The organism is Neorhizobium sp. PAMB6716 (assembly GCF_058242805.1).
On the sequence record NZ_JBZAYW010000002.1, the window covers coordinates 1,040,277 to 1,062,753 of the forward strand.

The 22,477-nt window shown below is 62.1% G+C and carries 21 protein-coding genes; 16 read left to right on the forward strand and 5 right to left on the reverse strand.

The genetic code is table 11. The features are described 5' to 3' along the window. The first annotated feature begins 91 nt into the window (after positions 1–91). Positions 92–793, forward strand: a complete 702-nt coding sequence (locus AC4CWH_RS23355) for a GntR family transcriptional regulator (protein ID WP_491286063.1) — start codon at positions 92–94, stop codon at positions 791–793. A 55-nt stretch (positions 794–848) separates the two neighbouring features. On the opposite strand, the gene AC4CWH_RS23360 is transcribed toward AC4CWH_RS23355, so the two are convergent. The 4 genes from AC4CWH_RS23360 to AC4CWH_RS23375 form a co-directional block, all read right to left on the reverse strand. Next, positions 849–2,003, reverse strand: coding sequence for a MalY/PatB family protein (locus AC4CWH_RS23360; RefSeq protein ID WP_491286060.1), 1,155 nt, complete (start codon positions 2,001–2,003; stop codon positions 849–851). Between the two features lie 72 nt (positions 2,004–2,075). Beyond that, a complete protein-coding gene (locus AC4CWH_RS23365; protein ID WP_491321662.1) occupies positions 2,076–3,002 on the reverse strand; it encodes a dihydrodipicolinate synthase family protein in 927 nt (308 codons plus the stop codon). A 48-nt stretch (positions 3,003–3,050) separates the two neighbouring features. Beyond that, on the reverse strand, positions 3,051–4,412 hold the full coding sequence (locus AC4CWH_RS23370; RefSeq protein WP_491321663.1) for a dihydroorotase: 1,362 nt from the start codon (positions 4,410–4,412) through the stop codon (positions 3,051–3,053). Beyond that, on the reverse strand, positions 4,409–5,071 hold the full coding sequence (locus AC4CWH_RS23375; RefSeq protein WP_491321664.1) for an aspartate/glutamate racemase family protein: 663 nt from the start codon (positions 5,069–5,071) through the stop codon (positions 4,409–4,411). The genes AC4CWH_RS23370 and AC4CWH_RS23375 overlap by 4 nt, the downstream gene beginning before the upstream one ends. Before the next feature lie 166 nt (positions 5,072–5,237). Here AC4CWH_RS23375 and AC4CWH_RS23380 point away from each other — a divergent pair, with 166 nt between their 5' ends. The 15 genes from AC4CWH_RS23380 to AC4CWH_RS23450 all read left to right on the forward strand — a co-directional run bounded on the left by AC4CWH_RS23380 (position 5,238) and on the right by AC4CWH_RS23450 (position 21,757). Beyond that, a complete protein-coding gene (locus tag AC4CWH_RS23380) occupies positions 5,238–5,954 on the forward strand; it encodes a GntR family transcriptional regulator (RefSeq protein ID WP_491286053.1) in 717 nt (238 codons plus the stop codon). 34 nt (positions 5,955–5,988) lie between these two features. Continuing rightward, positions 5,989–6,846 carry a sulfurtransferase gene (locus AC4CWH_RS23385; RefSeq protein WP_491321665.1) on the forward strand — a complete coding sequence of 286 codons (858 nt, stop codon included), beginning with the start codon at positions 5,989–5,991 and terminating at the stop codon, positions 6,844–6,846. Between the two features lie 228 nt (positions 6,847–7,074). Next, entirely contained in the window at positions 7,075–8,637 is a 1,563-nt protein-coding gene (locus AC4CWH_RS23390; protein ID WP_491321666.1) for an ABC transporter substrate-binding protein, read from the forward strand. A 73-nt stretch (positions 8,638–8,710) separates the two neighbouring features. Next, positions 8,711–9,721: an ABC transporter permease gene (locus AC4CWH_RS23395; protein ID WP_491321667.1), complete on the forward strand. Its 1,011-nt coding sequence runs from the start codon at positions 8,711–8,713 to the stop codon at positions 9,719–9,721. A 2-nt stretch (positions 9,722–9,723) separates the two neighbouring features. After that, entirely contained in the window at positions 9,724–10,563 is an 840-nt protein-coding gene (locus AC4CWH_RS23400; RefSeq protein ID WP_491321668.1) for an ABC transporter permease, read from the forward strand. Between the two features lie 7 nt (positions 10,564–10,570). Next, positions 10,571–11,965, forward strand: a complete 1,395-nt coding sequence (locus tag AC4CWH_RS23405; RefSeq protein ID WP_491321669.1) for an ABC transporter substrate-binding protein — start codon at positions 10,571–10,573, stop codon at positions 11,963–11,965. 14 nt (positions 11,966–11,979) lie between these two features. After that, positions 11,980–12,363, forward strand: coding sequence for a VOC family protein (locus AC4CWH_RS23410; RefSeq protein ID WP_491286041.1), 384 nt, complete (start codon positions 11,980–11,982; stop codon positions 12,361–12,363). 8 nt (positions 12,364–12,371) lie between these two features. Next, positions 12,372–14,447: a formylglycine-generating enzyme family protein gene (locus tag AC4CWH_RS23415; protein ID WP_491321670.1), complete on the forward strand. Its 2,076-nt coding sequence runs from the start codon at positions 12,372–12,374 to the stop codon at positions 14,445–14,447. Positions 14,448–14,761: 314 nt separating this feature from the next. Continuing rightward, positions 14,762–15,793 carry an ABC transporter substrate-binding protein gene (locus tag AC4CWH_RS23420; protein WP_491286037.1) on the forward strand — a complete coding sequence of 344 codons (1,032 nt, stop codon included), beginning with the start codon at positions 14,762–14,764 and terminating at the stop codon, positions 15,791–15,793. A 5-nt stretch (positions 15,794–15,798) separates the two neighbouring features. Beyond that, a complete protein-coding gene (locus AC4CWH_RS23425) occupies positions 15,799–16,611 on the forward strand; it encodes an ABC transporter ATP-binding protein (protein ID WP_491286035.1) in 813 nt (270 codons plus the stop codon). Between the two features lie 104 nt (positions 16,612–16,715). Then, positions 16,716–17,471 carry an ABC transporter permease gene (locus AC4CWH_RS23430; protein WP_491287784.1) on the forward strand — a complete coding sequence of 252 codons (756 nt, stop codon included), beginning with the start codon at positions 16,716–16,718 and terminating at the stop codon, positions 17,469–17,471. Between the two features lie 25 nt (positions 17,472–17,496). Continuing rightward, on the forward strand, positions 17,497–18,855 hold the full coding sequence (locus tag AC4CWH_RS23435; protein WP_491321671.1) for an FAD-dependent oxidoreductase: 1,359 nt from the start codon (positions 17,497–17,499) through the stop codon (positions 18,853–18,855). After that, entirely contained in the window at positions 18,852–20,012 is a 1,161-nt protein-coding gene (locus tag AC4CWH_RS23440) for a CaiB/BaiF CoA transferase family protein (protein WP_491286031.1), read from the forward strand. The genes AC4CWH_RS23435 and AC4CWH_RS23440 overlap by 4 nt, the downstream gene beginning before the upstream one ends. Further along, positions 20,009–20,785: an enoyl-CoA hydratase-related protein gene (locus AC4CWH_RS23445; protein WP_491286029.1), complete on the forward strand. Its 777-nt coding sequence runs from the start codon at positions 20,009–20,011 to the stop codon at positions 20,783–20,785. The genes AC4CWH_RS23440 and AC4CWH_RS23445 overlap by 4 nt, the downstream gene beginning before the upstream one ends. Positions 20,786–20,827: 42 nt before the next feature. Next, positions 20,828–21,757 carry a LysR family transcriptional regulator gene (locus AC4CWH_RS23450; protein ID WP_491286027.1) on the forward strand — a complete coding sequence of 310 codons (930 nt, stop codon included), beginning with the start codon at positions 20,828–20,830 and terminating at the stop codon, positions 21,755–21,757. Between the two features lie 31 nt (positions 21,758–21,788). On the opposite strand, the gene fdxA is transcribed toward AC4CWH_RS23450, so the two are convergent. Further along, positions 21,789–22,139, reverse strand: a complete 351-nt coding sequence (fdxA, locus tag AC4CWH_RS23455) for a ferredoxin (protein ID WP_491286024.1) — start codon at positions 22,137–22,139, stop codon at positions 21,789–21,791. Positions 22,140–22,477 lie beyond the last annotated feature (338 nt).

Sequence of the window (22,477 nt, forward strand, 5' to 3'; positions counted from 1 at the left end):
TCTCAGATCGTACATTATTTGTCAACGAGCGTGTGCTAAATGGAATAATTCGCACTTGGCAGCATGCCCAGGTTTCGGCTAAAACGAGGTCATGAGCACGATCATCCCTTTGCTGCAGGCCGACGACACGGAACAGGTTGAAGCCTCGATCTACGAGCGCATCCGCGACGACATCATCCAGGGGCGCCTAGCCGCCAACGCGCGGCTCAAGGTGGCCGAGCTTGCCGAGCGCATGGGAACGTCCACGAACCCGGTGCGCGAAGCGCTGCAGCAACTGCGCGGCGAAGGTTTCGTGGTGATGATGCCCAATCGCGGCGCGCGCGTCCGGCCTATCGACGAAACCTTCGTGCGCGACATTTTCGAGATCGAGGTGCTGATCGAGCCGGCGCTGACGCGCTGGTTCGTCGGCCTTGCGACACAGGCGGATCTCGAACGGCTGGAGGCGTTGCAGGCGCAGATGGAGGCGCTGAACTTTGCCGACCCGCATGCCCATTCAAAGCTCGACATGACCTTTCACCAGGTCATGTACGACCGGCATTATAATCGCCATGCCGTCGATCTGTGGTGGCGCCACCGCGAGATCCTGTCGGCGATCAGCCGCAACTTCCAGACATCGCTTAGCCGCCAGACCAGCGTGCTCAACGAACATCGCGAGCTGCTGCGCTGCATTGCCGCGCAGGATGCCGACGGTGCCGCCCGGATCATCGCCCAGCATGTCGAGGGTTCCGGGCGCCACATTATCGAACATCTCAGGCTGATCAGGAACGGGCGCGACAGCGGGCGACGGTCCTGAAGACGCGGATTGTCAGCGCCAGCGCCAGTCGCATGCTTTCGGCTTTATCGCCACGCTAGAGGCGCGATGAAAGCGCCTTTTCCATGCGTGCCAGCCCCTCCTCCAGAAGAGGGCGCGGGCAACCGAAGTTGACCCTGAGGAACTGGCTATAGTTCGAGCCGAAATCGGAACCGGCGCTGAAGGCGACCCGGCCCCTGTCGAGAAAGAAGCTCTGCGGCGGTTCGGGCAGCTCAAGCGCCGAACAATCCAGCCAGGCGAGATAGGTGCTTTGTGCGGGTACCATGCGGATGGCGGGAAAGCGCCGTGCGAGTTCGCCCTGCAGGTAATCGCGGTTTGCCTGCAGATAGGCGAGCAGCGCATCGCGCCAGGCACCGGCCGTGGCGTAGGCTGCCCGGCTGGCCTCAAGGCCTAGTACATTGACGCTGTCGACCAGCCCGAGACGGGAAGCGTTGAAGCGCCGGCGGAGATCGGCGTCTGGGACAATGGCAAAAGCGGTCTTCAAACCTGCAATATTATAGGTCTTGCTGGCCGACATCAGCGTGATGGTGCGCTCTGCGATCTCCGGCGAGAGCGAGGCGATCGGGATGTGGCGGTGACCGTCGAGCAGCAATTCGCAGTGGATTTCGTCGGCAATCACCAGAACGTCGTGGCGAATGGCGGACTGGGCGATGGCCGTCAGTTCGCTGTGCGTGAGCACCTTGCCGGTCGGGTTGTGCGGATTGCAGAGCAGGAAGGCCCGGCTTTTCGCCATGGCCGCATCCAGCGCTGTCGTATCCATCTCGTAACCCTTGGCCGTCGTCACCAGCGGCGCATCGATGCTTTCCAGCCCCCAATGACGGTGCGCATTGAGGATGGGACTATAGATCGGCGTCTGGATCAGCAGGCCGTCGCCGGGCTTCGTTTCCGATTTCAGTGCCATGTTGAAGCCGGGCTCGACGCCCGGCAGGAAGACGATATCGTCGGCCGAGATCGCCCAGCCATATTTCGCCTGCATGTCATCGACGATCTGCTGGCGAAATGCATCCTGCGGCAGGCCATAACCGAACACGCCATGCTCGACGCGGGCCTGCAGCGCCTCGATGACCGACGGGGGCGCTGCAAAATCCATGTCTGCCACCCACATGGGCAGGACGTCTGCCGGATAGGCGGCCCATTTCTTTGCGTCGGTTCCGCGGCGCTCGATCAGCGTATCGAAGTCGAAGGACGTCATGAGGTCACCCTGTCCGGCCAATGCCTCAACGGAGGCTCTGCAAAAAATGTCCGGCATCAAGCCAGTCCGGCATCAAGCCAGTTCGGCAAGCCGCCTGTCCAGCCGTGCCATCAGGTTATCCACTTCGGCAACGGCCTTTGCGCCAAGGCTTGCGCCCGGTCGACGCTGCGCCTGGCTGGCGATTGCGCCGCGCTTGGCGAGCACATATTTGCGCACGGCAAGGCCAAGGCCCGGCTGTTGCTCGAAACGGGCGAGCGGCAGATAGGCATCAAAAAGGTCCTGCGCGCGCGCCATATCCCCGGCATTGGTGAGCCGCACGACATCCACCATCATTTCCGGATAGGCAAAACCGGTCATCGCGCCATCGGCACCGCGGCCCATTTCTTCCGGCAGGAACACGCCGCCATTGCCGCAGAGAATGGAAATGCGCCGGCGACCAGTGGCTTCCGCGTTGCGAAGATCGCTGATCTTGTCGAGGCCCGGCCAATCCTCATGCTTCAGCATGACCATGCTCGGCAGCGCCTCGATGATGGCGCCGATGGTGCGGGTGGAAATCTGCACGCCGGTTGCCAGCGGAAAATCCTGCAGCACCAGCGGCACGTCCGGGCCGATCGTTGCCACGACATTGCGGTAATAACCGAGGATCTGGTCGTCGGTGCGAAGGGCGCCGGTCGGCGCCACCATGACGCCGGCAGCGCCGAGATCCATCACCGCCTTGGTCAGTTCGCCGATGGCGGCAAGACCCGGCGCAGAGACGCCGACCACGACCGGCTTGTTCCCTGCGCGTGCAATCACCTGGCGGGTGACCTCGATGGATTCCTGCTGCGTCAGTTTTGGCGCTTCGCCCATCATGCCGAGAATGGTCAGTCCGTCAGCACCCTTGTCCAGGTAGAAATCGACCATGCGGTCGACGCTTGCGGTATCGATGGCGCCATCCTCACGAAACGGCGTGACGGCGATGATGTAGACGCCTTTGCTTTCGGCAGAAATGCGGGTCATGGCTCTCTCTCGACAATCAGATTGTGGGCGGATGTTGCGGCAAAGTTGTTAGGAAAACCAGCGGCTGGCGCCACGGGCGGCATAGGTGCCGTCGCCGGCCTTGTTGACGACGGAGGCGCCATCGAAGGCAAGCGTTCCGGACAGATAGGTGCGGGCCACCCGCACGGTGAAGTTGCGCCCGTCGAACGGGCTCCAGTTGAGATCGTCATGCGCCTTGGCGCTGTCCCACGGATAGGTTTCGCGGTTGAGAACGACGATATCCGCATCGGCGCCGACGGCCAAAACGCCCTTTTGCGGATAAAGGCCAAAGAAGCGCGCCGGGCGTTCGCAAAGCTGCGAAACGGTGAGCTGCGGCGCATCAAGAGCGCGGTTTTCCGCACCGGTATAAAAGGCCGGCAGCAGCGTTTCGAGCCCCGGCACGCCGGCGCCGGCCTCGAAGATGGACGGGGTGAACTTGTTGTCGATCGGCCAGCTCGAATGATCCGAGCTGACAAAGGCAACGCGGCCCGATAGCACTTCTTGCCAGAGCGGCTCGATCTCGCCGGGACGGATTGGCGGGTTCACCTTCATGCGCGCGCCGAGCGCACCATCGGTTGCCGGATCGAACCACAGGTAATGCACGCAAAGCTCGCCCGTCGTGCGAAATCCATCGGCGCGGTAATGCTCGACCAGCTGGAAACCGCGCGACGATGTCAGGTGGACGATATGCGCGTGGGCGCCGGCTGCGGCTCCCAGTTCAAGGAAATGGGCGGTGGCGGCAAGTTCTGCGGCAGGCGGCCGGCTTTGCGAATGCGCCTCGATGCCATCGCGGCCAGCCGCTTTCGCCTTGGCAATGCGGGCACGCACAATCTCCTGGTCCTCGTTGTGGACGCCGAGCGGAATATCGGTCTGTGCCAGCGCCTCGAAGAGATCCAGCATCTGGTCGGCGCCGATGCGGGGAAAACGTGTCGGGCTGCTTTCGAAGGTGGAGATCTTGAAGGCGACGACACCGCCCTCGACAAGGCCTGCCACCTCGCCCATGTCCTGCCCCGGCATCACGGTCGCATACAGTGCCACATGGGCGTGGGCATGTTCGTTGATGGCGGCGATCTTTTCGTCCAACCGCTCGCGGGTGTTGAGCGGCGCCGGATTGTCATAGGGCATGTCGACAATGGTGGTAACGCCGCCGGCAATGGCCGAGCGGGTGGTCGAGCCGATGCCCTTCAGGCCGCCAAAACTGCCGGCATGGGTCTGGCCGTCGACGACACCGGGGATGACCAGGTTGTCGGCGGCATCGAACACTTCGTCTGCCGCTGGCGCCTCACCGGTGCCGATGGCCTCGATGCGGCCAGCCCGGACGGCAAGCCAGCCGTTTTCCAGCGGTCCCTCGGGCAGGATAAGCGTGCCGCGGATGAGAAGATCAAAGCTCATGCAAGCGTCCTCGTATAGTTCAAATCAACCGTGGTGCAGGCAAGTGCTGCCCCGGCCTGCACCGGATCGACCACAGGAAGGCCGAGCAGGGCCTCGATCTCGGACCGATAACCGCCAAGGCCGGCGCAGCCGAGAATGATGACATCGGCGCCATCCTCGTCCCGCAATGCCTGTCCGATCCGGGCAACCTGTTCGGCGGCATCCGTTGCCATCAGCTGCACCACCGTCATGTCGATGGAGCGGTCGCCGGCAAGCCGTTGATCGAGGTGGAGATGGCCGAGATAGCGCAGGTGCCGGGCAATCGAGGACGGCCCGAGCGAGACGATGCCGAAACGACGGCCAAGGCCGAGTGCTGCGAGATAAGCGGCTTCCGCAATGCCGATCACTGGCCGCGTCGTTGCCTTGCGCACCGTATCGATGCCCGGATCTGAAAAACAGGCGACGACGAAGGCATCGGCATCCGAACCGCGGATCTTTTCGATGAGATGCGGGATGACTTCCTGCGCGTGTGCATCGGTTTCGATGCCCGGCGGCGATTTGGCCAGTTCCGTACACATCACGTCATGGCGGGAGGCGGCGCGCACCGGCGCAAGGCAATCCTCCATCGAACGCGTCACGGAGACGGAACTGTTGGGATTGATGACGAGAATCTGAGACACTGGGGCACCCGGGGCATGACAGGGATTGCGGTCAACACGAACCGCCGTTAATATACTACGTAATATCTCAGGGATTTCGGCCTGTCAAAGCACAAGCGCGCCACTGGTATAGCGGGAAACGCATGAAGCGCCTATATCGGCAGCGACCTTGCGAACGGAACGAAGAATGACAGAGATTGCAGCGGATATGGACCAGCCAGGCGAACCCCAGACGGCCCGTCGCGGCAAGTCGCTGACGGAAATGGCCTATGCGAGCCTGCGTGAGCGGATCATCACCGGTGATATGCCGCCGGGCATGGAAGTGTCCGAACCGGAACTCGCCGAGCAGCTTTCCGTGAGCAAGACGCCGGTGCGCGAGGCCTTGGCGCGGCTCTGCGTCGAAGGTTTCATGGAAGCCTATCCCCGCCGCGGCTACCGCGTGACGCCGGTGACGGTGAAGGACATGAACGACCTCTTCGCTATCCGCGAAATGCTGGAGGGATCGGCGGCAGCTCTCGCCGCTGAAAACCTGACGGCTGAAGAACTCGATGAACTGGATAGGCTGGCCGACGTCAACTACGAGTTGGGCGAAAATGCCAGCGTGCGCAGTTTTGTCGAAGCAAACCAGGCGTTTCATGCCGCCATCGCGCGGGCCTCGCGCAATCCGCGCCTGCATGCGCTGGTCATCAGCCATCTCGAGGAATGCGCCCGGCTTTTCTATATGGGCGCCCGCATGCGTGACGTGAACCCGGAAACCAACCGCGACCATCACGAGATCGTCGAGGTCTTGCGCAAGCGCGATTCTGATGCGGCGCGCGTTGCCATGGTGCGCCACAACGAAAACACCCGCGTCGGCATTTTGACGGCGCTCATTTCCAACGGCCGCTCCGGCCTGACGCTCTAGCCGTCCCCGTCGGACCCCATGGACAAGGCAGACGATGACCGATCCGATCCGTGAACGCGTGCTTTTAACCCCGCAGCAGTTGCAGGCGATGCGGCTTGCCGGCCATGACATCACCATCCTCGCCGTCCACTCGGTCAATCCTTATACGGGCCAAAACTATTTTACCGGCAAGCGCATCGAAGGCGCCATCGATACTGAGGCGTACCGGGATTTCCAGTCGCCAGCCTCGCCAAGCGCCGGCCAGCGTCCTCTGCCCCGTATCGAGGATTTTCAGGAGAAGGCACGCGCCTGGGGCTTAAGGCACGACAACACAATCGTGGTTTATGATGCCGACCGCAGCATGACGGCGGCGCGCGCCTGGTGGGTGCTGCGCTGGGCGGGATTTTCCGATGTGCGCGTTCTCGACGGTGGTTTTCCCGCCTGGCTTGCCGCCGACCTGCCGGTCAGCGACACCGAAACGCAACCGGAACCCAGCACGGTCACGCTGACGGGTGGCCACATGCCGCAGTTCGGCCCGGACGAGGCGCTCGATCTTGCCCGCTCCGGTGTGCTCATCGATGCCCGCATCCGCCCGAACTATATCGGCGGGGTAGCAGGCCCCGGGCAGCCGCCGCGCGGGCATATTCCCGGCGCCCTTTCTGCCCCTGCCCCCGATAATGTGACCGATTACGGCAATTTCACCGAGAGCGACACGCTGCGCGCGATGTATGGCGCGCTTGGCGCCGATGGCACAAAGCCGGTTGGCGTCTATTGCGGCGCCGGCATGTCGGCGGCCCATTCGGTGCTGGCACTTGCCGCCATTGGCATCGAGGCTGCCATGTATCCCGGTTCCTGGTCGCATTGGGTAACGGACCCGGACCGGCCGGTGGTGACCGGGGCGCTGCCTGAATAAGCGGCGGAACAGGCCATCGCAGTGCTTAAATTCAGTAAATTCATTCGGTAAGAGAGTATAAAATAGGCAAAACATGTTTCCTGGATAGGAAGCAGGCATGCGACCTTTACAGGGTGTGAACCCATGATATATTTCGTGGAATATCACAGGGAAATGACAGCTTTTCCCCGGCCACCGGCCTTGGCGAACACCCTCAAGGCTTCACACAACAGGAAGGATGCATCACAAATGACCGTCTGGAAGCAATTTGCCACTCTGGGATTGATGGTGCCGCTCCTTGCGGGCGCAATCGACGCCCAGGCCCAGGACCAGTCGAAAACGCTGGTCGTTGCCGTGCCGTCCGATCCGGTGGCGCTTGAGCCCGGCACCAACAAGGCCGAGCCCATCGGCAGCGAAATCATCCTCAACGTGTTCGACACGCTGGTCGCCTGGACCGCACCTGATTTCACCAAGGTGGAAGGCCGCCTGGCTGAAACCTGGACCGTGTCGGCCGATGGCAAGGAGTTTGATTTCAAGCTCCGCCCCGGCGTCAAGTTTCATGACGGCACCGATTTTGATGCGGCCGCGGTGAAGTTTTCGCTGGAACGCACCAAGAAGACCAATTCCTATGTGCAGGCGACGTTCGGCCTGATTTCCGATATCGCGGTCGTCTCGCCGACGGAAGTGAAGATCAGCCTGGCGCAGCCCTACCCCGCCTTCCTCTCCATTCTCGCCCAGCCGCAGGCCGCCATTGTCAGCCCGACCGCCGTTCAGAAATTCGGCGACAGCTTTGCCAAGAACCCCGTGGGCACCGGTCCCTTCATGTTCAAGAGCGCGCAGGCCGATACCAATGTCGTTCTGGAGGCCAACCCCTCCTATTTCCGCGGCGCGCCAAAACTCTCGCGCATCGTCTACCGCGTCATCCCGGATGCCTCCACGCGCCGGCTGGAGCTTGAAAACGGTGGCGTCGATGTCGTCCAGCAGCAGGGCCAGCTCTCGGCCATTGCCGCCGAAGACATCGCCTCGCTGAAGAAAAACAAGGATGTGCAGGTTCTCGAAGCCTCGAGCCAGATCATCCGCCAGCTGGAATTCAACAATTCCAAGAAGGACGGGCCATTTGCCGACGTGCGGGTGCGCAAGGCCATTGCCAGCGCCATCGATTATGACGGCCTTCTCGCCGGTGTCTTCGGCGGCACGGCCGAGCGCGTCTATGGTCCGCTGACCACGAACAGCTGGGCCTTCGATCCGAAGGTGAAGGAGCTTGCACCGAAATACGATCCGGAACTGGCCACAAAACTTCTGAAGGAGGCCGGCATCGATCCGACCAGCCTCACCATCAAGCTCTACAGCTTCCAGGGCCCGCTCTGGGGCGCGGTTGCCACCTTCGTGCAGGCAAACCTTGCCGATATCGGTATCAATGCGACGATCGAGCAGACCGAATTCCCGGCCTATCGCACGCTGCAGACCGCCGGCCAGTTCGATGTGGCACTCGATGGTCGCCAGCCCTGGTACAACGATCCGGATGCCCATATCACCATCGGTTACCTGTCTTCGCTTGCCAATACGGCGATGACCTTCCGCATGCCTGAGGACAAGGATCTTGATGCGCTGATCCTCAAGGCGCAGCAGACCGCCGACATGGAAACCCGCAAGAAGCTTTATTTCACCGTGCAGGAAGAGATCATGAAGCGGGTGCCGGGCGCCTATCTGTTCAGCCCCAAGCTCATCGTTTATGCCCGCTCCAACGTGAAGGGTCTCGTCATCAACAGCGCCCCGCCGCTCAACGAATACTGGAGCGTGTCCAAGGGGTAAGTTACCTGCGATACGACAGACCGGATGCGCCGTCTTCTGATGGCGCATCCGCAACAGGAGCGGCTGCGAGCCCATGCTGAACTTTCTTCTGCGCCGGCTGATCGGTCTGATCCCGGTGCTTTCCATTGTGCTGGTCATCGCGTTTTCGCTGGTCCGCCTCATCCCCGGCGATCCCGCCGTGACCCTGCTCGGCCCGGGCGCCACCTCCGAGCAGATCGCAGCACTTCGCGCGCAGCTGCATCTCGACCGGCCGGTGTTTTTGCAGTTTACCGATTATCTCGTCGGCCTTGCCCATGGCGATCTCGGCCTGTCTCTCAAAAGCGGCGAGCCAGTGCTGCGCGAAATTCTGGCGCGCCTGCCCGCCACCATCGAACTGTCGGTGCTGGCCGTTCTCGTTGCTATCATCGTCGGCATTCCGCTTGGCGTTCTCTCCGCCGTCAAAGCCAACACGCTGTTTGATCACACCCTGCGCGTCGTCTCGCTGATGGGCGTTTCGATGCCCGCCTTCCTGCTGGCACTCGTGCTGCAACTGATCTTTGCCACCCATCTCGGCTGGCTGCCGGTGTCGGGACGGCTCGATGCCTATCTGACCGTCGAGCCGGTCACCGGCTTCATCATTCTCGACAGCCTGATTGCCGGCAATCCGTCAGCAGCATTGAGCGGCCTTGCGCATCTCGTCCTGCCGGTCACGGTTCTCGCGCTGTTTCTGGCAGCCACGCTTGCCCGTTTCGTGCGCAACACCATGCTGGAGGTGATGGGCGAGGACTTTATCCGCACGGCCACCGCCAAGGGGCTGCATCGCCATCAGGTGGTGCTGAAGCACGGGCTTCTCAATTCCCTGATGCCAGCGCTCACCGTGATCGGTTTGAAATTTGCCGAAATGCTCGGCGGCGCGATCCTCACCGAAACCGTGTTCTCCTGGCCCGGCATCGGGCGCTACATGTTCGAGGCGATCAAGAACCGCGATTATCCGGTCATCCAGGGCACGACGCTGGTGTTTGCGCTGCTCTTTGTCACCACCTCGATCATCGTCGATCTGCTCTACGGCGTGCTCGACCCCCGCATTCGCCGGAGGATGGACTGACCATGACCGAGACGATCCTCTTTTTCCGGCACAACCGGCTGGCGTTTGTCGGCGCTCTCATCCTCGCAGCACTTCTGCTTCTGGCCTTTGTCGGCCCCTTCGTCAGCCCCTATACGCCAACCAAGCTCGACATCCTGCACAAGCTCGAAGGACCAAGCGCTGCCCATTGGCTCGGAACGGATTCCTTTGGCCGCGATATCCTGACCCGCATCATGTATGGCGGGCGGGCAACGCTTGCCATCGGGCTTGGCGTTGTCGGGCTCGCCTTCGTCATCGGCGTGTTTTTCGGCACACTCGCCGGTTATGTCGGGGGCTGGACGGATACGGTGATTATGCGCGTCGTCGATGCCATCCTGTCCTTTCCGGCACTGGTTCTCGCCATCGCGCTTGCGGCCGCCTTCGGCCCCAGCCTGCAGAATGCGATGCTGGCCGTTGCCATCACACTTGCCCCGCAATTTGCCCGCGTCGCGCGCGGACAGGCGCTTGCCATCTCCGTCAAGCCCTATGTGGAGGCCGCCGTTTCGCTTGGCCTGTCGTCGCGGCGCATCCTCCTGCGTTATATCTTTGCCAATGGCGTCGGCCCGCTTCTGGTGCAATCGACGCTGGCGCTCGGCAGTGCCATCCTGCAGACGGCAAGCCTTGGTTTTCTGGGGCTTGGCGCGCAGCCGCCGCTGTCGGAATGGGGCGCGGACGTGGCGCTCAACCTGCAATATGCCAGAAGCGCCATCTGGGTGGTGCTGGCGCCGGGCGGCGCCATTCTGCTCGCCGTCCTTTCCTTCAACCTGATCGGCGACAGCCTTGCCGACTGGTTTAATCCCCGCCGCCGCACGCAGATCAACTGAGGCCTCCATGGCAGAAGAGACCCTGACCCTCGCGCTCGAAAAGGTGGATTTCCTGCCGCCGACGCGCGTGACCGATGATACCAGCGTGCTGACGCTGAAAAACCTGGTGTTCGAACCGCTGCTGAAATGGCGTGACGGTAAGGTTTTGCCGGCGCTTTTTTCCGGCTGGTCGCGGAATCACGAAGGATGCCAATGGCAGTTCCGGATCCGCGACGGTGCCCGGTTTCATGACGGTAAACCCTGCACGGCCTCTGACATCCTCGCCTTCATCGACGGTATTCTGGAGGCCGTCGACACCTTTGGCATGAAATGGTCTTATGCGCGTTATCTCGCCGATGCGACCCTTTCCGCCCCCGATGACCACACGGTCAGCGTCAGCAATCCGAAGCCGATTGCCGATATCCTCGATATTTTCTCCGAATTCTACATCTGCCGCATCGCTCCGGATGGCACGCCGACGCTTGGCACCGGCCCTTTCCGCGTCACGGATTTCGAGCCCAGAAGGCGGGTGACACTGGAAAGGCTCGACGCCACCGCTGCGCCGCAGAGGATTGTGGCATTGGCCGAGCCTTCTGCTGAAGAGCGGTTTTCGCTCATGAAGAAAGGGCAGGCCGACGCAGCGCTTAATCTCGAGCGCATGCACGAAAAGCCGGATTTCGATCCGGCCTTCGACTGGGGTCAGGCTGAAAACACGCTTTCGGTGATGTATTACCTCAACTGTTCGACAGGGCTTTTTCGCCACCCGCAGGCGCGGCTTGCCGTGAACCACGCCGTCGACAGACAAGCCATCGTGGGGGACATTTTTCACGGCCTCGCCATACCCGCATCTTCCGTCGTCAGCCCCTTTCACCTCGGCATGGCCTCGGCCAAACTGGAGCCGATCGCCTATGATCCGCAAAAGGCCCGTGCGCTTCTGGAAGAGATCGGCGCCATCGGCTGGCGTATCTGTCTACGCAGCCCCACCTTCATGCCGGAGCGGGCGCCTGAGATCAGTGCCTTTGTGGCGCGGTCGCTTGAGGCCATTGGCCTCGTCGTGGATGTGGAGATCGAGGAGGATCGGCCGGAATATGCCCGCCAGATCGGCCGCAAGGAAATGGGCGACATGGCGATCTTCGATTCCTCGCCGCACAGCACCTACCGCATCCTGAACGACAAGATTTCAAGCGTTACCAAAGCCGTCTGGTGGCAGGGGTTCGACGATCCGCAGACCGAGCGGCTGATTGCCGCGGCAAACGCGGCGGTCGCGCCGGAAGCCCGCGAAGCAGCCTATGGCCACTGCCTGTCGCGCCTCAGGGACAACCCGCCCTGGCTCTATATCATTCATCCTGTCGACGTGTTTGCCGCCCGAAAGGGTCTGCGCGGCCTGTCGATTGACCACAAGGGCACGCTCGTTGTCGCCTGATCCGGAGAAAGCTTATGACCAGAGATTATTCGATCACCTTCTTCTATTACGACGATATCCACGCCGTCATTCCCTTCTACGAGGAGGTGCTGGGCTTCGAACTGGTGCTCGACCAGACCATGGCGCGCATCTATCGCATCGCGCCCAACAGCTATTTCGGCATTGTCGATGGCAATCGGGGCCACCTGAAGCATCAGCCGAAAAGTGCCGTGCTGCTCACCATCGTCAGCGAAGAGGTTCAGGCCTGGCATGACAAGCTCTCTGCCGCAAAAGTGCCCGGTCTTTCGGACATGCTGCGCGGCACGTTCTGCGAACACTTTTTTTTCGAGGATCCCGCCGGTTATGCCATCGAGATCCAGCGCTTTCACAATCCCGACGTCGCCAAACTTTTCCGCTGAGGTCTGCCATGCATGATGCCCTTGATCGCCTGCGAACGGAGGCCGTCGCCACGGCAGCAAGCACCGTGGTTCATGTCCTGCCGGACGAGGGGCCGCAGGGCCGGCCTGTTTCGCTGATCGAGGGTTTCATCCCGCTTCTCGTGAATTTCACCGACGAGGACAAGGCGGCCAAGGGCTTGCGCGTGTTTGCGGACGGCGCCCCGCCCCCTGTACCGCAGCACTTTTCGGCCGTGGAAATGGTGCGTGACCACGCCCTGCTGCTCCTCACCGGCGAGAGCGGCGCCGGCAAGACCAGCTTTGCCCGCCACCTTGCCTGGCAGATTGCCTCGGGAGAGACCGCTGCCCGCATGATCGTGCGCAATGAAGCCGGCGATACCGCGCCCGAAATGTTCGACATTCCGAACCTTGTGCCGCTGATCCTTGATGCGCAAGCGGGCCTGACGCTTGAGACCCTGATCGACCGCCGCCTGCCCGGCCTCAGCGACCTTCTGGAGAGCGATACCTGGCGCAATGGCGATGCCGGCTTGCTGGTGATTGTCGACGGCATCGACGCCCTTCAGGCGGCGGGGCCGCAGATGATCGAACAGGTGCGGCAGTTTCAGGCCACGACACCTCATGTGCGCGTCCTTCTGCTCGGTGATAGCCGAATTGTGCGCGACTGGCCGCTGCCTGCCGATCTGCCGCGGTATGAATTGTTGCCGCTTCTTGCCAGCCAGCGGCGGGCGGGCGCACCCGAAATGCCGGTAAACCTGCTTTCGAGCCTGACCGCCAGCCCGGCGCTCTTCGGGGCCCGGATGGAAATCCAGCCGCAGACGGAGCCGGACAGCGAACAGGCCCTCGCCGATGCCTGGGCGGGCGGGGTCGCCCGGCAGCTCGGCGTCGATCCGATGGCGGTGACACGTCATGCGCTTGCGTATGTCACAGGCGATGGTGTCGAACAGAATGACGCGATCCTGCAAAGACTGCAGACGCTGGGCCTCCGGTTTTCGACCCTGCTTGCCGCAAACGAGCTTTATCTTCATCCACCGGCAGAGGCTGTAGCGCTCTACCGCGAGAACCCGCAGGCCTTCGAGCCGCTGATCCAGAACCTTGCCCACCGGCTGCTGGCAAGCGGCCGGCCGATTGCACCGCTGATCGAGCCACTTCTGGCCGGACCCGGTGACATGCCGTTCCACGGCGCGTTGCTCGCGGCCGAATTTCTGGAACAGGCACCGGAACTTCGCCGGCATGTGCTGCCGCTTCTTCTGTCGGTTGTCGAAGGGGGCCGCCTCTCGGCCTATCGCCGTGAACGCGCCGCGCGCACGCTCTCGTATTTCGGTGATCCGCGCGATCTGCAGGCGCTTGCCGATATCCCCGGCGGCACATTTACTTTCGGATCGGCAACCCATCCGAATTCCGCGCCCGCCCATCCGGTCACCGTGGAGGCCTTTCGCCTCGGTCGTTATCCCGTCGTTAATGCCGATTACGCCCGCTTTATCGCAGAGACCGGGCGATCGTGGAAAAGCCCCGAGGCGCACGACCCCGAGCGCCGCAACGCGCCGGCAACCGATCTCACCTGGCATGATGCGAACGCCTACTGCGCCTGGCTGACGCTGCGGTGGCGCGCCGAAGGCCGGATCGAGCCGCATGATGTGGTGCGCCTGCCCACCGAACCGCAATGGGAACGGGCAGCCCGCGGCGACCAGCCGGATGCCGGCGACGAGACCATCGTTTATCCCTGGGGCACGGTGTTCGAAGAGGATGCCTGCAATTCGGAGGAAGCCGGGTTCAACCGCACTATTGCTGTCGGGTTGTTTCCCAAGGGGCGCTCCCCCTTTGGCTGTTTTGACATGGCTGGCGAAGTCTGGGAATGGACAACGACGCTCTGGGGCGACGACATGACGACGCCCTCCTTCCGCTACCCGTACGCAACCGATGGGCGGGAAGACCCGGACGCTGGCCCGCGTATCCGTCGCGTACTCCGGGGCGGATGTTTTTCGAGCGGAAAACTCAAGGCCTGCACCACCTATCGCGGCAGCCTTGAACCGGATGGCTACTGGCGCGGCAACGGTTTTCGCGTGGCCGTCTCGCAGCATTCGCCTTGATGGGGCGGCGGCGCAAGGACTGACGCAGAGCCCCGCAGGCACGTTTCACCGAACGGCTGGCGATCGAGATGCTGCCCTGAAGACATGAACCGCATTCAGGAAAGGGCAAAGGTTTGCATTGATCTGTAAAACCTGCGGCCGCGTCGGCGGCCGTCTTGCCGACCAGATCCTGCCTAAAATGCGTTGCCATATCGGCAATGAAAGAAACTAAAAATTCTTCTTTCTTAGAACGCTTCCTTCCCGCATCATTTCCCCCAGTGCCAGAAGGCATACGGCGTGACCGGTCACAGTCGCGCTCCAAAAAGGGGAACCAGATGTCCAATTTATCGATGAACCGGCGCGGATTTCTCGCCGGCAGCGCCGCTGCGGGCACGCTTGCAGCCACCTCAAGTCTCGTCAGCATCTCCAGCGCCCGCGCCGCCGATGCAACGATCCGCATGCAGCTCGGCTGGCTGGCTTCCAACGGAATTCTGGGCGAAGTCGTCGCCATGAAGAAAGGGTTCTACAAGGATGCGGGTATCACGCTCGACATCGTGCCCGGTGGCCCGAATGTCGATGGCGTGGCAGGCGTCGCAGCCGGGCAATCGACGCTCGGACAGATCTCGTCGAGCCCGTCGGTCATGCTGGCCCGCTCTGCCGGCATGCCGGTGAAAGCCATTGCAGCCGGTTATCAGAAGCACCCGTTTGCTTACTTCTCGCGCAAGGGCAAGCCGATTGCCTCGCCGAAGGACATGATCGGCAAGACCATTGCGACGCAACCGACGGCCTTCATCCTGCTGCGGGCGCTTCTCGCCAAGAACGGCATTGCGGAAGACCAGGTGAAGATGGTCAACATGGGCTCCGACATGAACCAGCTGATCACCGGTCAGGCCGATGCCGTAACCGGCTGGCTCACCAATACCAGCGCCCTCAAGGTGCTCGGCGACGACCGTGTCGATCTCATGTTGTGGGATGGCGGGCTGCAGCTTTACGCCAACGTTTATTACACCACGGACGCCCAGCTTTCCAAGCATTCAGACGAGTTGACACGTTTCCTCGGCGCCACGGCCAAGGGCTGGGGTTATGCCCGCGATCACCAGGAGGAAGCCGTGTCGCTTCTGGTGGAGGCCTACCCCAATCTCGACAAGGCGAACGAACTGGAGGCGATTGGCCCGTTGATGAAATTTGCCTTCAACGATGTGACGGCGAAAAGCGGCTGGGGCGCCATGAATGCTGACAACTGGAAGGCCCAGCTCGGCGCCTATGCCGATCTCGGACAGTTCAAGGGCTCGGTGCCGACTGTCGATGACGTCATGAGCCTGGCGATCCTCGACGCCACCGCCGACATCCGCAAGCAGGTGGGATAACCGTCATGGCAGCCGGTCTTGCAAAAGAGCACACGCCCATGGACGCGGCTTTTTGCGCGCCTGCCGTTTCCATCCGCAATCTCGACATCCGTTTCGGAAGCGGCGCATCGCAGTTCACGGCACTGTCAAAAGTGTCCGTGGATATTCCGCAGGGCGGTTTCGTCACCATGCTGGGTCCATCGGGTTGCGGGAAATCGACGCTTCTGCGCTGTGTCGCTGACCTCGTGCCGATCAGCGGCGGCTCCGTTTCGGTCAACGGGCAAACGCCAAGGCAGGCGCGGGAAGGCCGCGATTTTGCCTTTGTCTTCCAGGAGGCAACGCTTTTGCCCTGGCGAACTGTGATCGACAATGTGCGCCTGCCGCTCGAAGTCGGCCGGCATGGTCCCGGCAGTTCCTATGCCGATCCTGCGCAACTGCTGGACATGGTCGGCCTCAAGGGACGCGAAAATGCCCTGCCGGACGAGTTGTCCGGCGGCCAGCGCCAGCGTGTGGCGATTGCAAGAGCGCTGGTGACGCGCCCGCGCATCCTTCTGATGGACGAACCGTTCGGCGCGCTCGACGAAATCACTCGCGACAAGCTGAACGAGGAATTGCTGCGCCTCTGGCAGGAGACCGGAACCACCATCCTCTTCGTCACGCACTCCATCCCGGAGGCCGTGTTTCTCGGCCAGCATGTGCTGATGCTGCAATCCCATCCGGGCCGCGTGAAGGAGTTCCTGAAGGTGGACCTTCCCTTCCCCCGCTCGCTGAAGATCCGCGATACGCTGGAATTCGTGAAGATCACCGCACATCTGCGTGCCCTTCTGGAGGAATGCTGATGAGCGACATTGCACCCTCCACGAAAATTGCCGCCGGCGATGCGGATATGTCCGGGCGTCAGGATGCGCCGCTGCCGTTTGGTGTTTGCCTGCAGAAGGGCGTGATGAACTGGCTTGCCAACCGCTGGCCGACGATCACCGCGGCCATCGGCTGCATCGTGTTGTGGCAGTCCGTCATCACGGTCTTTTCTGTGCCGACCTTCATGGCACCGGCCCCGCTGGAAGTGCTTGCCGCACTTCGCGACAATGCCGGCGTGCTGTGGACGAACCTGCTTCCGACCCTGATGGAAGCCCTGGCAGGTTTCTTCTTCGGCAATCTCGCGGCCATCCTGCTTGCCGTCTGGTTCGTTCACAACAGCAATGCGGAGAAGGCCTTTTATCCGATCGCCGTCTTTATCAAGTCGATCCCGATCATCGCGCTTGCACCAATCCTGGTGCTGATCTTCGGCAATGGCGTGGCACCCAAGATCATCATTGCCGGCCTGATCTGCTTCTTTCCAACGCTGGTCAACATGGTCCAGGGCCTGCGGTCGGCAAGCCCCGCCATGCTGGACCTGATGCGCGTTCTTTCCGCAAGCCAGATGGAAATCCTCTGGAAGGTCCGCCTCCCGGCCTCCATGCCCTTTCTTTTTGCCGCGCTGCGCATCGCTGCCACCAGTTGCGTCATGGGTGCCATCGTTGCCGAGTGGATCGGATCAAGCTTCGGGCTCGGGGCGCTGATCATCGAGGCCACCTACAATTTCCGCTCGCCGCTGCTCTACGCCACGGTGATGATTGCAGCAGCCCTTGCCGTCACGCTGTTTTCCATCGTGTCGCTGGCGGAAAAGAAAATCGTCCGCTGGAAGACCAGCAACCACTGACGTTATAATCGACAGGACATCAGCCATGACATTGACAATTCACCGACCCGCGGCCGACGTCCCGGTCGTCGACAGATCCAACGTGGTCGTCGTCGGCGGCGGACCGGCTGGCATCTCGGCCGCAGTCTCGGCGGCACGCAACGGCGCCTCCGTTACCCTTCTTGAGCGTTATCCCTATCTGGGCGGTCTTGCCTCCGGTGGCATGGTGCTGGTGCTGGATGACATGACGAACGATCACGAGGTCACCGTGCGCGGGCTGTGCCTGGAAATGATCGAGCGGATGCAGAAGAAGGGCCTGTGCGTCACGCCCGATGCGAAGGACATGCAGGACCATATCCGCGCCACGCCGGAGGCCTGGCGCCGCTGGTCACGCTGGGGCCTGTTCGACTTCCACACCCAGACCATGCCGCATCCGGTGTGCTTTTCCGCAGCCTTCGATCCCGATGCCTTCAAGGGCACGGCCTATGACCTGATCCGCGAGGCCGGCGTGAAACTTCGCACCCACAGCTGGTTCTCGCACACCATCGTCGAGGATGGCGTGGTGAAAGGAGTGGTTTGCCAGACCAAGGCCGGTCAGCAGGCGATCATGGGCGATGTGATCATCGATACCACCGGCGACCTCGACGTTGCAGCCAATGCCGGCGCGGCGCATATCGAGGACAATTTTCTCCTGACCACCGTGTCGCGCTGGGGCGGTGTTGATACCGACGCTGCCGAACGCTTCGAGCATGAGGAGCCGGAACGCTTCAAGCGACTGGACCATGAGGCCAAGCGCCTGATCGGCGGTTGTTGGTCCTTCTGGTGGCTGAAGACGCCGCTGCCCGGTGTTATCTGGCTCAACTGCCCGCATATGCCCAAGCTCTCCGGCCTTAGGGTCGAGGACCTGACGACGGCGGAAATGGAAGGGCGCACCCGCATCGGCAAGCTCTTGGATTTCGCCCGCGAACAGCTGCCGGGTTTCGAAAAGGCCTATGTGGTGGATTTTGCGCCACAGACCGGTGTGCGCCAGACGCGCCTGCTGCAGGGCGACTATGTGGTGACCAAGGACGATGTGGCAAGCCGAAGGCATTTTGAGGATACCGTCTGCCGCGGCCGGGATTACTACACCCCCTACCGGGCCATGCTGCCACGCGAAATCGACCAGATCCTGGTGGCCGGCCGGCATTATTCCGCCACGCCGCAGGCACAGAAATCGAGCCGCGAAATCCCGCCCTGCATGGCCATGGGCGAGGCTGCCGGTGTCGCTGCCGTCGTCGCGCTAGATGCCGGCGTTACCGTGCGACAGGCCGATATAGGCCAGATTCGTAAAAGCCTGCGTGCGCAAGGGGCAGATCCCGGCGACAGGCCGTCTGCCAATGCATCATTCCTGGAGGCTGCCGAATGACCACCCTTCCCCTCGACGGCATCCGCGTCATCGATTTCACCCAGGTCATGCTCGGCCCCTGCTGCACCCAGACCCTAGCCGATTACGGCGCAGAGGTGATCAAGATCGAGAAGGCGAAAATCGGCGACCTGTCGCGCTGGTCGCTGGGCTTGGATCCGGACGGGCTCAACAACCCGGTATTCTGCTCGCTCAATCGCAACAAGAAGAGCCTGGCGCTGGATCTGAAGCAGGACGCCGTGCTGAAGGGCATCCTCGACCTGATTAAGGATGCCGACGTGGTGGTCAACAATTTCCGGCCCGGCGTGATGGAGCGCATGGGACTGGGCTACGAGACGCTGAAGACGCTCAACCCGCGCCTGATTTTTGCCGTGGGAACCGGCTTCGGCCTCGAGGGTCCCTATCGGCACAAGGGCGGCCAGGACATTCTGGCCCAGGCGCTGACGGGTTTGATGAAGCGCAAGAGTGACGAGGCCCATCCGACCTCGATCTATGCAACGCCGCTGGCCGATTATGCCGCTGGGATGCATCTGGCCCAGGGCATCCTGCTGGCGCTGTTGCATCGGGCCAAGACCGGCGAGGGCCAGCAGGTCTCGGTCAGTTTGTATTCGTCGATGATCGCCCTGCAGATGCAGGAGGGGGCCGCCTGGATGATGCGCGAGAAAAAGCTGAACTGGGGGGCCTTTCCGTTGACCGGCTGCTTTGCCACCACCGATGGCGAGATCGTCATGGTCGGCGCCTTCAAGCAGAACCCGTTGCGCGATATATGCGCCGCCCTGGAGATGGAGGACCTCTCGCTCAAGCCCGATTTTGCCGATTTCGACCGGCAGATGACCAATCGTTCGGCCCTGCAGGCCATCTTTCACCACCGCTTTGCACAAAACTCCAGTGCCCATTGGTTGAAGCGGCTGGAGGATGTCGATATCCTGTGTGCGCCGGTGCGGACGCTGGCCGAGGCCCTGGACGACGAGCAGACCCGCATCAACGGCATGGTGCTGGAGGCTGGCGAAACGCCGGCCGGGCCCGTGCGGCTGGTGGGATCTCCCATAGCGCTCTCGGCCGCGCCCGTGACGGTGCGCCTTGCGCCGCCGACGCTTGGTGAGCACAATGCGGAGTTCTTTCCATCCACGCCTGAGGCCTTAAGGGGTGACGCCGCATGAGCGTGCTGTTGGAGATCCGCGAGCGGGTTGCCCGTGTCACCCTGAACCGGCCTGAGCGGATGAATGCGGTGGACGCGGCAACCGAAGAGGCGCTCGAGGCGGTGTGGCGTGAGATCGAAGCGCGTGACGATGTCAGCTGCGTTGTGCTCACCGGGGCGGGTGAAAAGGCGTTCTGCGCCGGTGCCGACCTCAAGGGCGGCAGCGGTAAATCCGGGTTGGATTACTGGGCCTTTGCTCGCCCGGCCGGTTTTGGCGGCATCGCTTTTCGTCGGTCTCTCGACGTGCCTGTCATTGCCAGGGTCAACGGCTTTGCGCTGGGTGGCGGTTTTGAAATGGTGCTCGGCTGCGACATCGTCATCGCCTCCGAGAATGCAAGGTTCGGACTGCCGGAAGCCCGCGTCGGGCGTATGCCGCTGGATGGCGGCATGGTGCTGTTGCAGCGCAAGATCCCTTTTAACCAGGCCATGGGCGTGATGTTGAGCGGCCGGCAGTTTTCGGCAAGCGACATGGCGCGTTTTGGCATCGTGAACGAGGTTGCCCCGCGTGAGGAACTGGACGAGGCGGTCGAACGATGGGTCGCCGATCTGCTCGCCTGCGCGCCGCTATCCCTGCGGGCGATCAAGCAGACCGTCAACCGCACCGCGCATCTTTCACCGGCCGAAGCCCAGTCTCTGCGCACACCCGCGCTGGTTCGGGCGCTGCAGAGCGAGGATGCCAGCGAAGGTGTGCGGGCTTTCCAGGAGAAACGGGCCCCCATCTGGCAGGGTCGCTGACTTTCTGTAGATTAAGGGCCGAAACACCCCAAGGAAGGCCCGATGCACGCCAGCATTCTCAAATATTTCGCAACGATTGCCCGCACCGGCTCGATCCGCAAGGCTTCGGAGGAATTGCATGTGGCAACCTCTGCCCTCAGCCGTCAGATAAAGAAGCTGGAAGACGAACTTGGCACGCCGGTGTTCGAGCGGTTTTCCGATGGGTTGCGCCTGACGTCTGCCGGCGAGGTGGTGCTTCGCCACGCGCGCGAAACGTTGCAGCGCTATGACGTGATGAAGGGAGATCTCGGCGACCTCAAGGGCAAGAAGACCGGCCGCGTGCATATTGCATGCCTCGACAGTCTTGCCGTGCAGTTCCTCCCCGAACAGGTGGCCGAGTTTCACCGCCGCCATCCCGCCGTGGATTTCCGCATCCGCGCCGAAAGCTACAATATCTACCAGCGTCTGGCCGAGGGCGACGTGGATATCGGTATCACGTTCGATGTCGATCGTCCTGCCGATGTCGCGATGGTGCGGGGCGTCAGCATGCCGTTGATGGCCATCGTTGCCAGACATCACCCGCTGGCACGACAAAAGACCGTCAGCCTGCAGGAATGCGCCCAGTTCAATCTTCTCCTGCAGCTCAACAACGATGTCATGAGTTCGATGATCTCGATCGAACTGGGCGCGCTGGAGCGCAACGGTCGCAGCTTCGTGTCGACCAACAGCCAGATGATGCTGAAACCGCTGATCCTTTCTGGTGCCGGCGTCGCCTTCTTCACGCCTCTTGGCCTGTTGCAGGAACTGGAAGCAGGCGAGGTCGTCGCCCTCTCTATTGCCGGTTCGCGCCTGAAAGACCTGCAGGTCGGCGTTGTCGTGCCGCGCCATCGCAAGCTGACTCATGCCGCCAATACGATGGTGGACTTCCTGAGCGAGGGCCTTGAAAAATTCAGCCTGAAGATTGCAACAGCTCTCGCCAAACGCACCGTGTGACGGCACATGCCGCGGCGTCCGCGACAGGTTATTATCCGGCAGTCATGGTCGTCGCCTTGCGCACTGGAAAGGCTGCCATGAGCGGGTGGTCCAACGGACTTGCCTGCCCTCGCTCCCAGCCGCCCGGCGCTCCCCACCCGGTGACATCAGGGCCGAAAAATTCGCGGTTTGCCGCGATGTAGGCCTGCTTGTGCCCGGCTATGTCCTCGTCGAAGAGAATGGCATCGACGGGACAGACCGACAGGCACAGGCCGCAATTGATGCATTCATCCGGATGAATGTAGAAGGACCGTCCACCTTCATAGATGCAATCCACCGGACAGGCCGTCGTGCAGTCGCCGTCCTTCACATCGATACAGGGATCCGTAATGACATAGGCCATGCGTCCGACCTCCGCAGCTGCCCCTTGGTTATTGCAGATGGGGGCGTTGCAAAGAAGTGCCGATGTTCGCAAAACCAATTGCCGTTTTGGCAACGGGCAATGACTGTGAGTGATCTATGGCGAAAGACTGTCTTCTACGCGACGTCATATTCCGGTTGTCGGCTGTGCAGCGGTGCCGGCACCCGACCACCTCTTGCTGACCGCGCCACCCAGATCGGCCCGGACGACCGGGAAGGCTGGTACGAGGAGCGCGGGCGTGCGCACCGAGGTGAACTGTCGGGGAAAACAGAAAAGCGCCAGCGCCAATCAGACGCACAACCGACGAGTGGCAATCGGCC

Bases quoted from the DNA above. Each gene is read 5' to 3' on its own strand.
- AC4CWH_RS23355 (WP_491286063.1), top strand. From the start codon at position 92: ATGAGCACGATCATCCCTTTGCTGCAGGCCGACGACACGGAACAGGTT.
- AC4CWH_RS23360 (WP_491286060.1), bottom strand. From the start codon at position 2,003: ATGACGTCCTTCGACTTCGATACGCTGATCGAGCGCCGCGGAACCGAC.
- AC4CWH_RS23365 (WP_491321662.1), bottom strand. From the start codon at position 3,002: ATGACCCGCATTTCTGCCGAAAGCAAAGGCGTCTACATCATCGCCGTC.
- AC4CWH_RS23370 (WP_491321663.1), bottom strand. From the start codon at position 4,412: ATGAGCTTTGATCTTCTCATCCGCGGCACGCTTATCCTGCCCGAGGGA.
- AC4CWH_RS23380 (WP_491286053.1), top strand. From the start codon at position 5,238: ATGACAGAGATTGCAGCGGATATGGACCAGCCAGGCGAACCCCAGACG.
- AC4CWH_RS23385 (WP_491321665.1), top strand. From the start codon at position 5,989: ATGACCGATCCGATCCGTGAACGCGTGCTTTTAACCCCGCAGCAGTTG.
- AC4CWH_RS23390 (WP_491321666.1), top strand. From the start codon at position 7,075: ATGACCGTCTGGAAGCAATTTGCCACTCTGGGATTGATGGTGCCGCTC.
- AC4CWH_RS23395 (WP_491321667.1), top strand. From the start codon at position 8,711: ATGCTGAACTTTCTTCTGCGCCGGCTGATCGGTCTGATCCCGGTGCTT.
- AC4CWH_RS23400 (WP_491321668.1), top strand. From the start codon at position 9,724: ATGACCGAGACGATCCTCTTTTTCCGGCACAACCGGCTGGCGTTTGTC.
- AC4CWH_RS23405 (WP_491321669.1), top strand. From the start codon at position 10,571: ATGGCAGAAGAGACCCTGACCCTCGCGCTCGAAAAGGTGGATTTCCTG.
- AC4CWH_RS23410 (WP_491286041.1), top strand. From the start codon at position 11,980: ATGACCAGAGATTATTCGATCACCTTCTTCTATTACGACGATATCCAC.
- AC4CWH_RS23415 (WP_491321670.1), top strand. From the start codon at position 12,372: ATGCATGATGCCCTTGATCGCCTGCGAACGGAGGCCGTCGCCACGGCA.
- AC4CWH_RS23420 (WP_491286037.1), top strand. From the start codon at position 14,762: ATGTCCAATTTATCGATGAACCGGCGCGGATTTCTCGCCGGCAGCGCC.
- AC4CWH_RS23425 (WP_491286035.1), top strand. From the start codon at position 15,799: ATGGCAGCCGGTCTTGCAAAAGAGCACACGCCCATGGACGCGGCTTTT.
- AC4CWH_RS23430 (WP_491287784.1), top strand. From the start codon at position 16,716: ATGAACTGGCTTGCCAACCGCTGGCCGACGATCACCGCGGCCATCGGC.
- AC4CWH_RS23435 (WP_491321671.1), top strand. From the start codon at position 17,497: ATGACATTGACAATTCACCGACCCGCGGCCGACGTCCCGGTCGTCGAC.
- AC4CWH_RS23440 (WP_491286031.1), top strand. From the start codon at position 18,852: ATGACCACCCTTCCCCTCGACGGCATCCGCGTCATCGATTTCACCCAG.
- AC4CWH_RS23445 (WP_491286029.1), top strand. From the start codon at position 20,009: ATGAGCGTGCTGTTGGAGATCCGCGAGCGGGTTGCCCGTGTCACCCTG.
- AC4CWH_RS23450 (WP_491286027.1), top strand. From the start codon at position 20,828: ATGCACGCCAGCATTCTCAAATATTTCGCAACGATTGCCCGCACCGGC.
- fdxA (WP_491286024.1), bottom strand. From the start codon at position 22,139: ATGGCCTATGTCATTACGGATCCCTGTATCGATGTGAAGGACGGCGAC.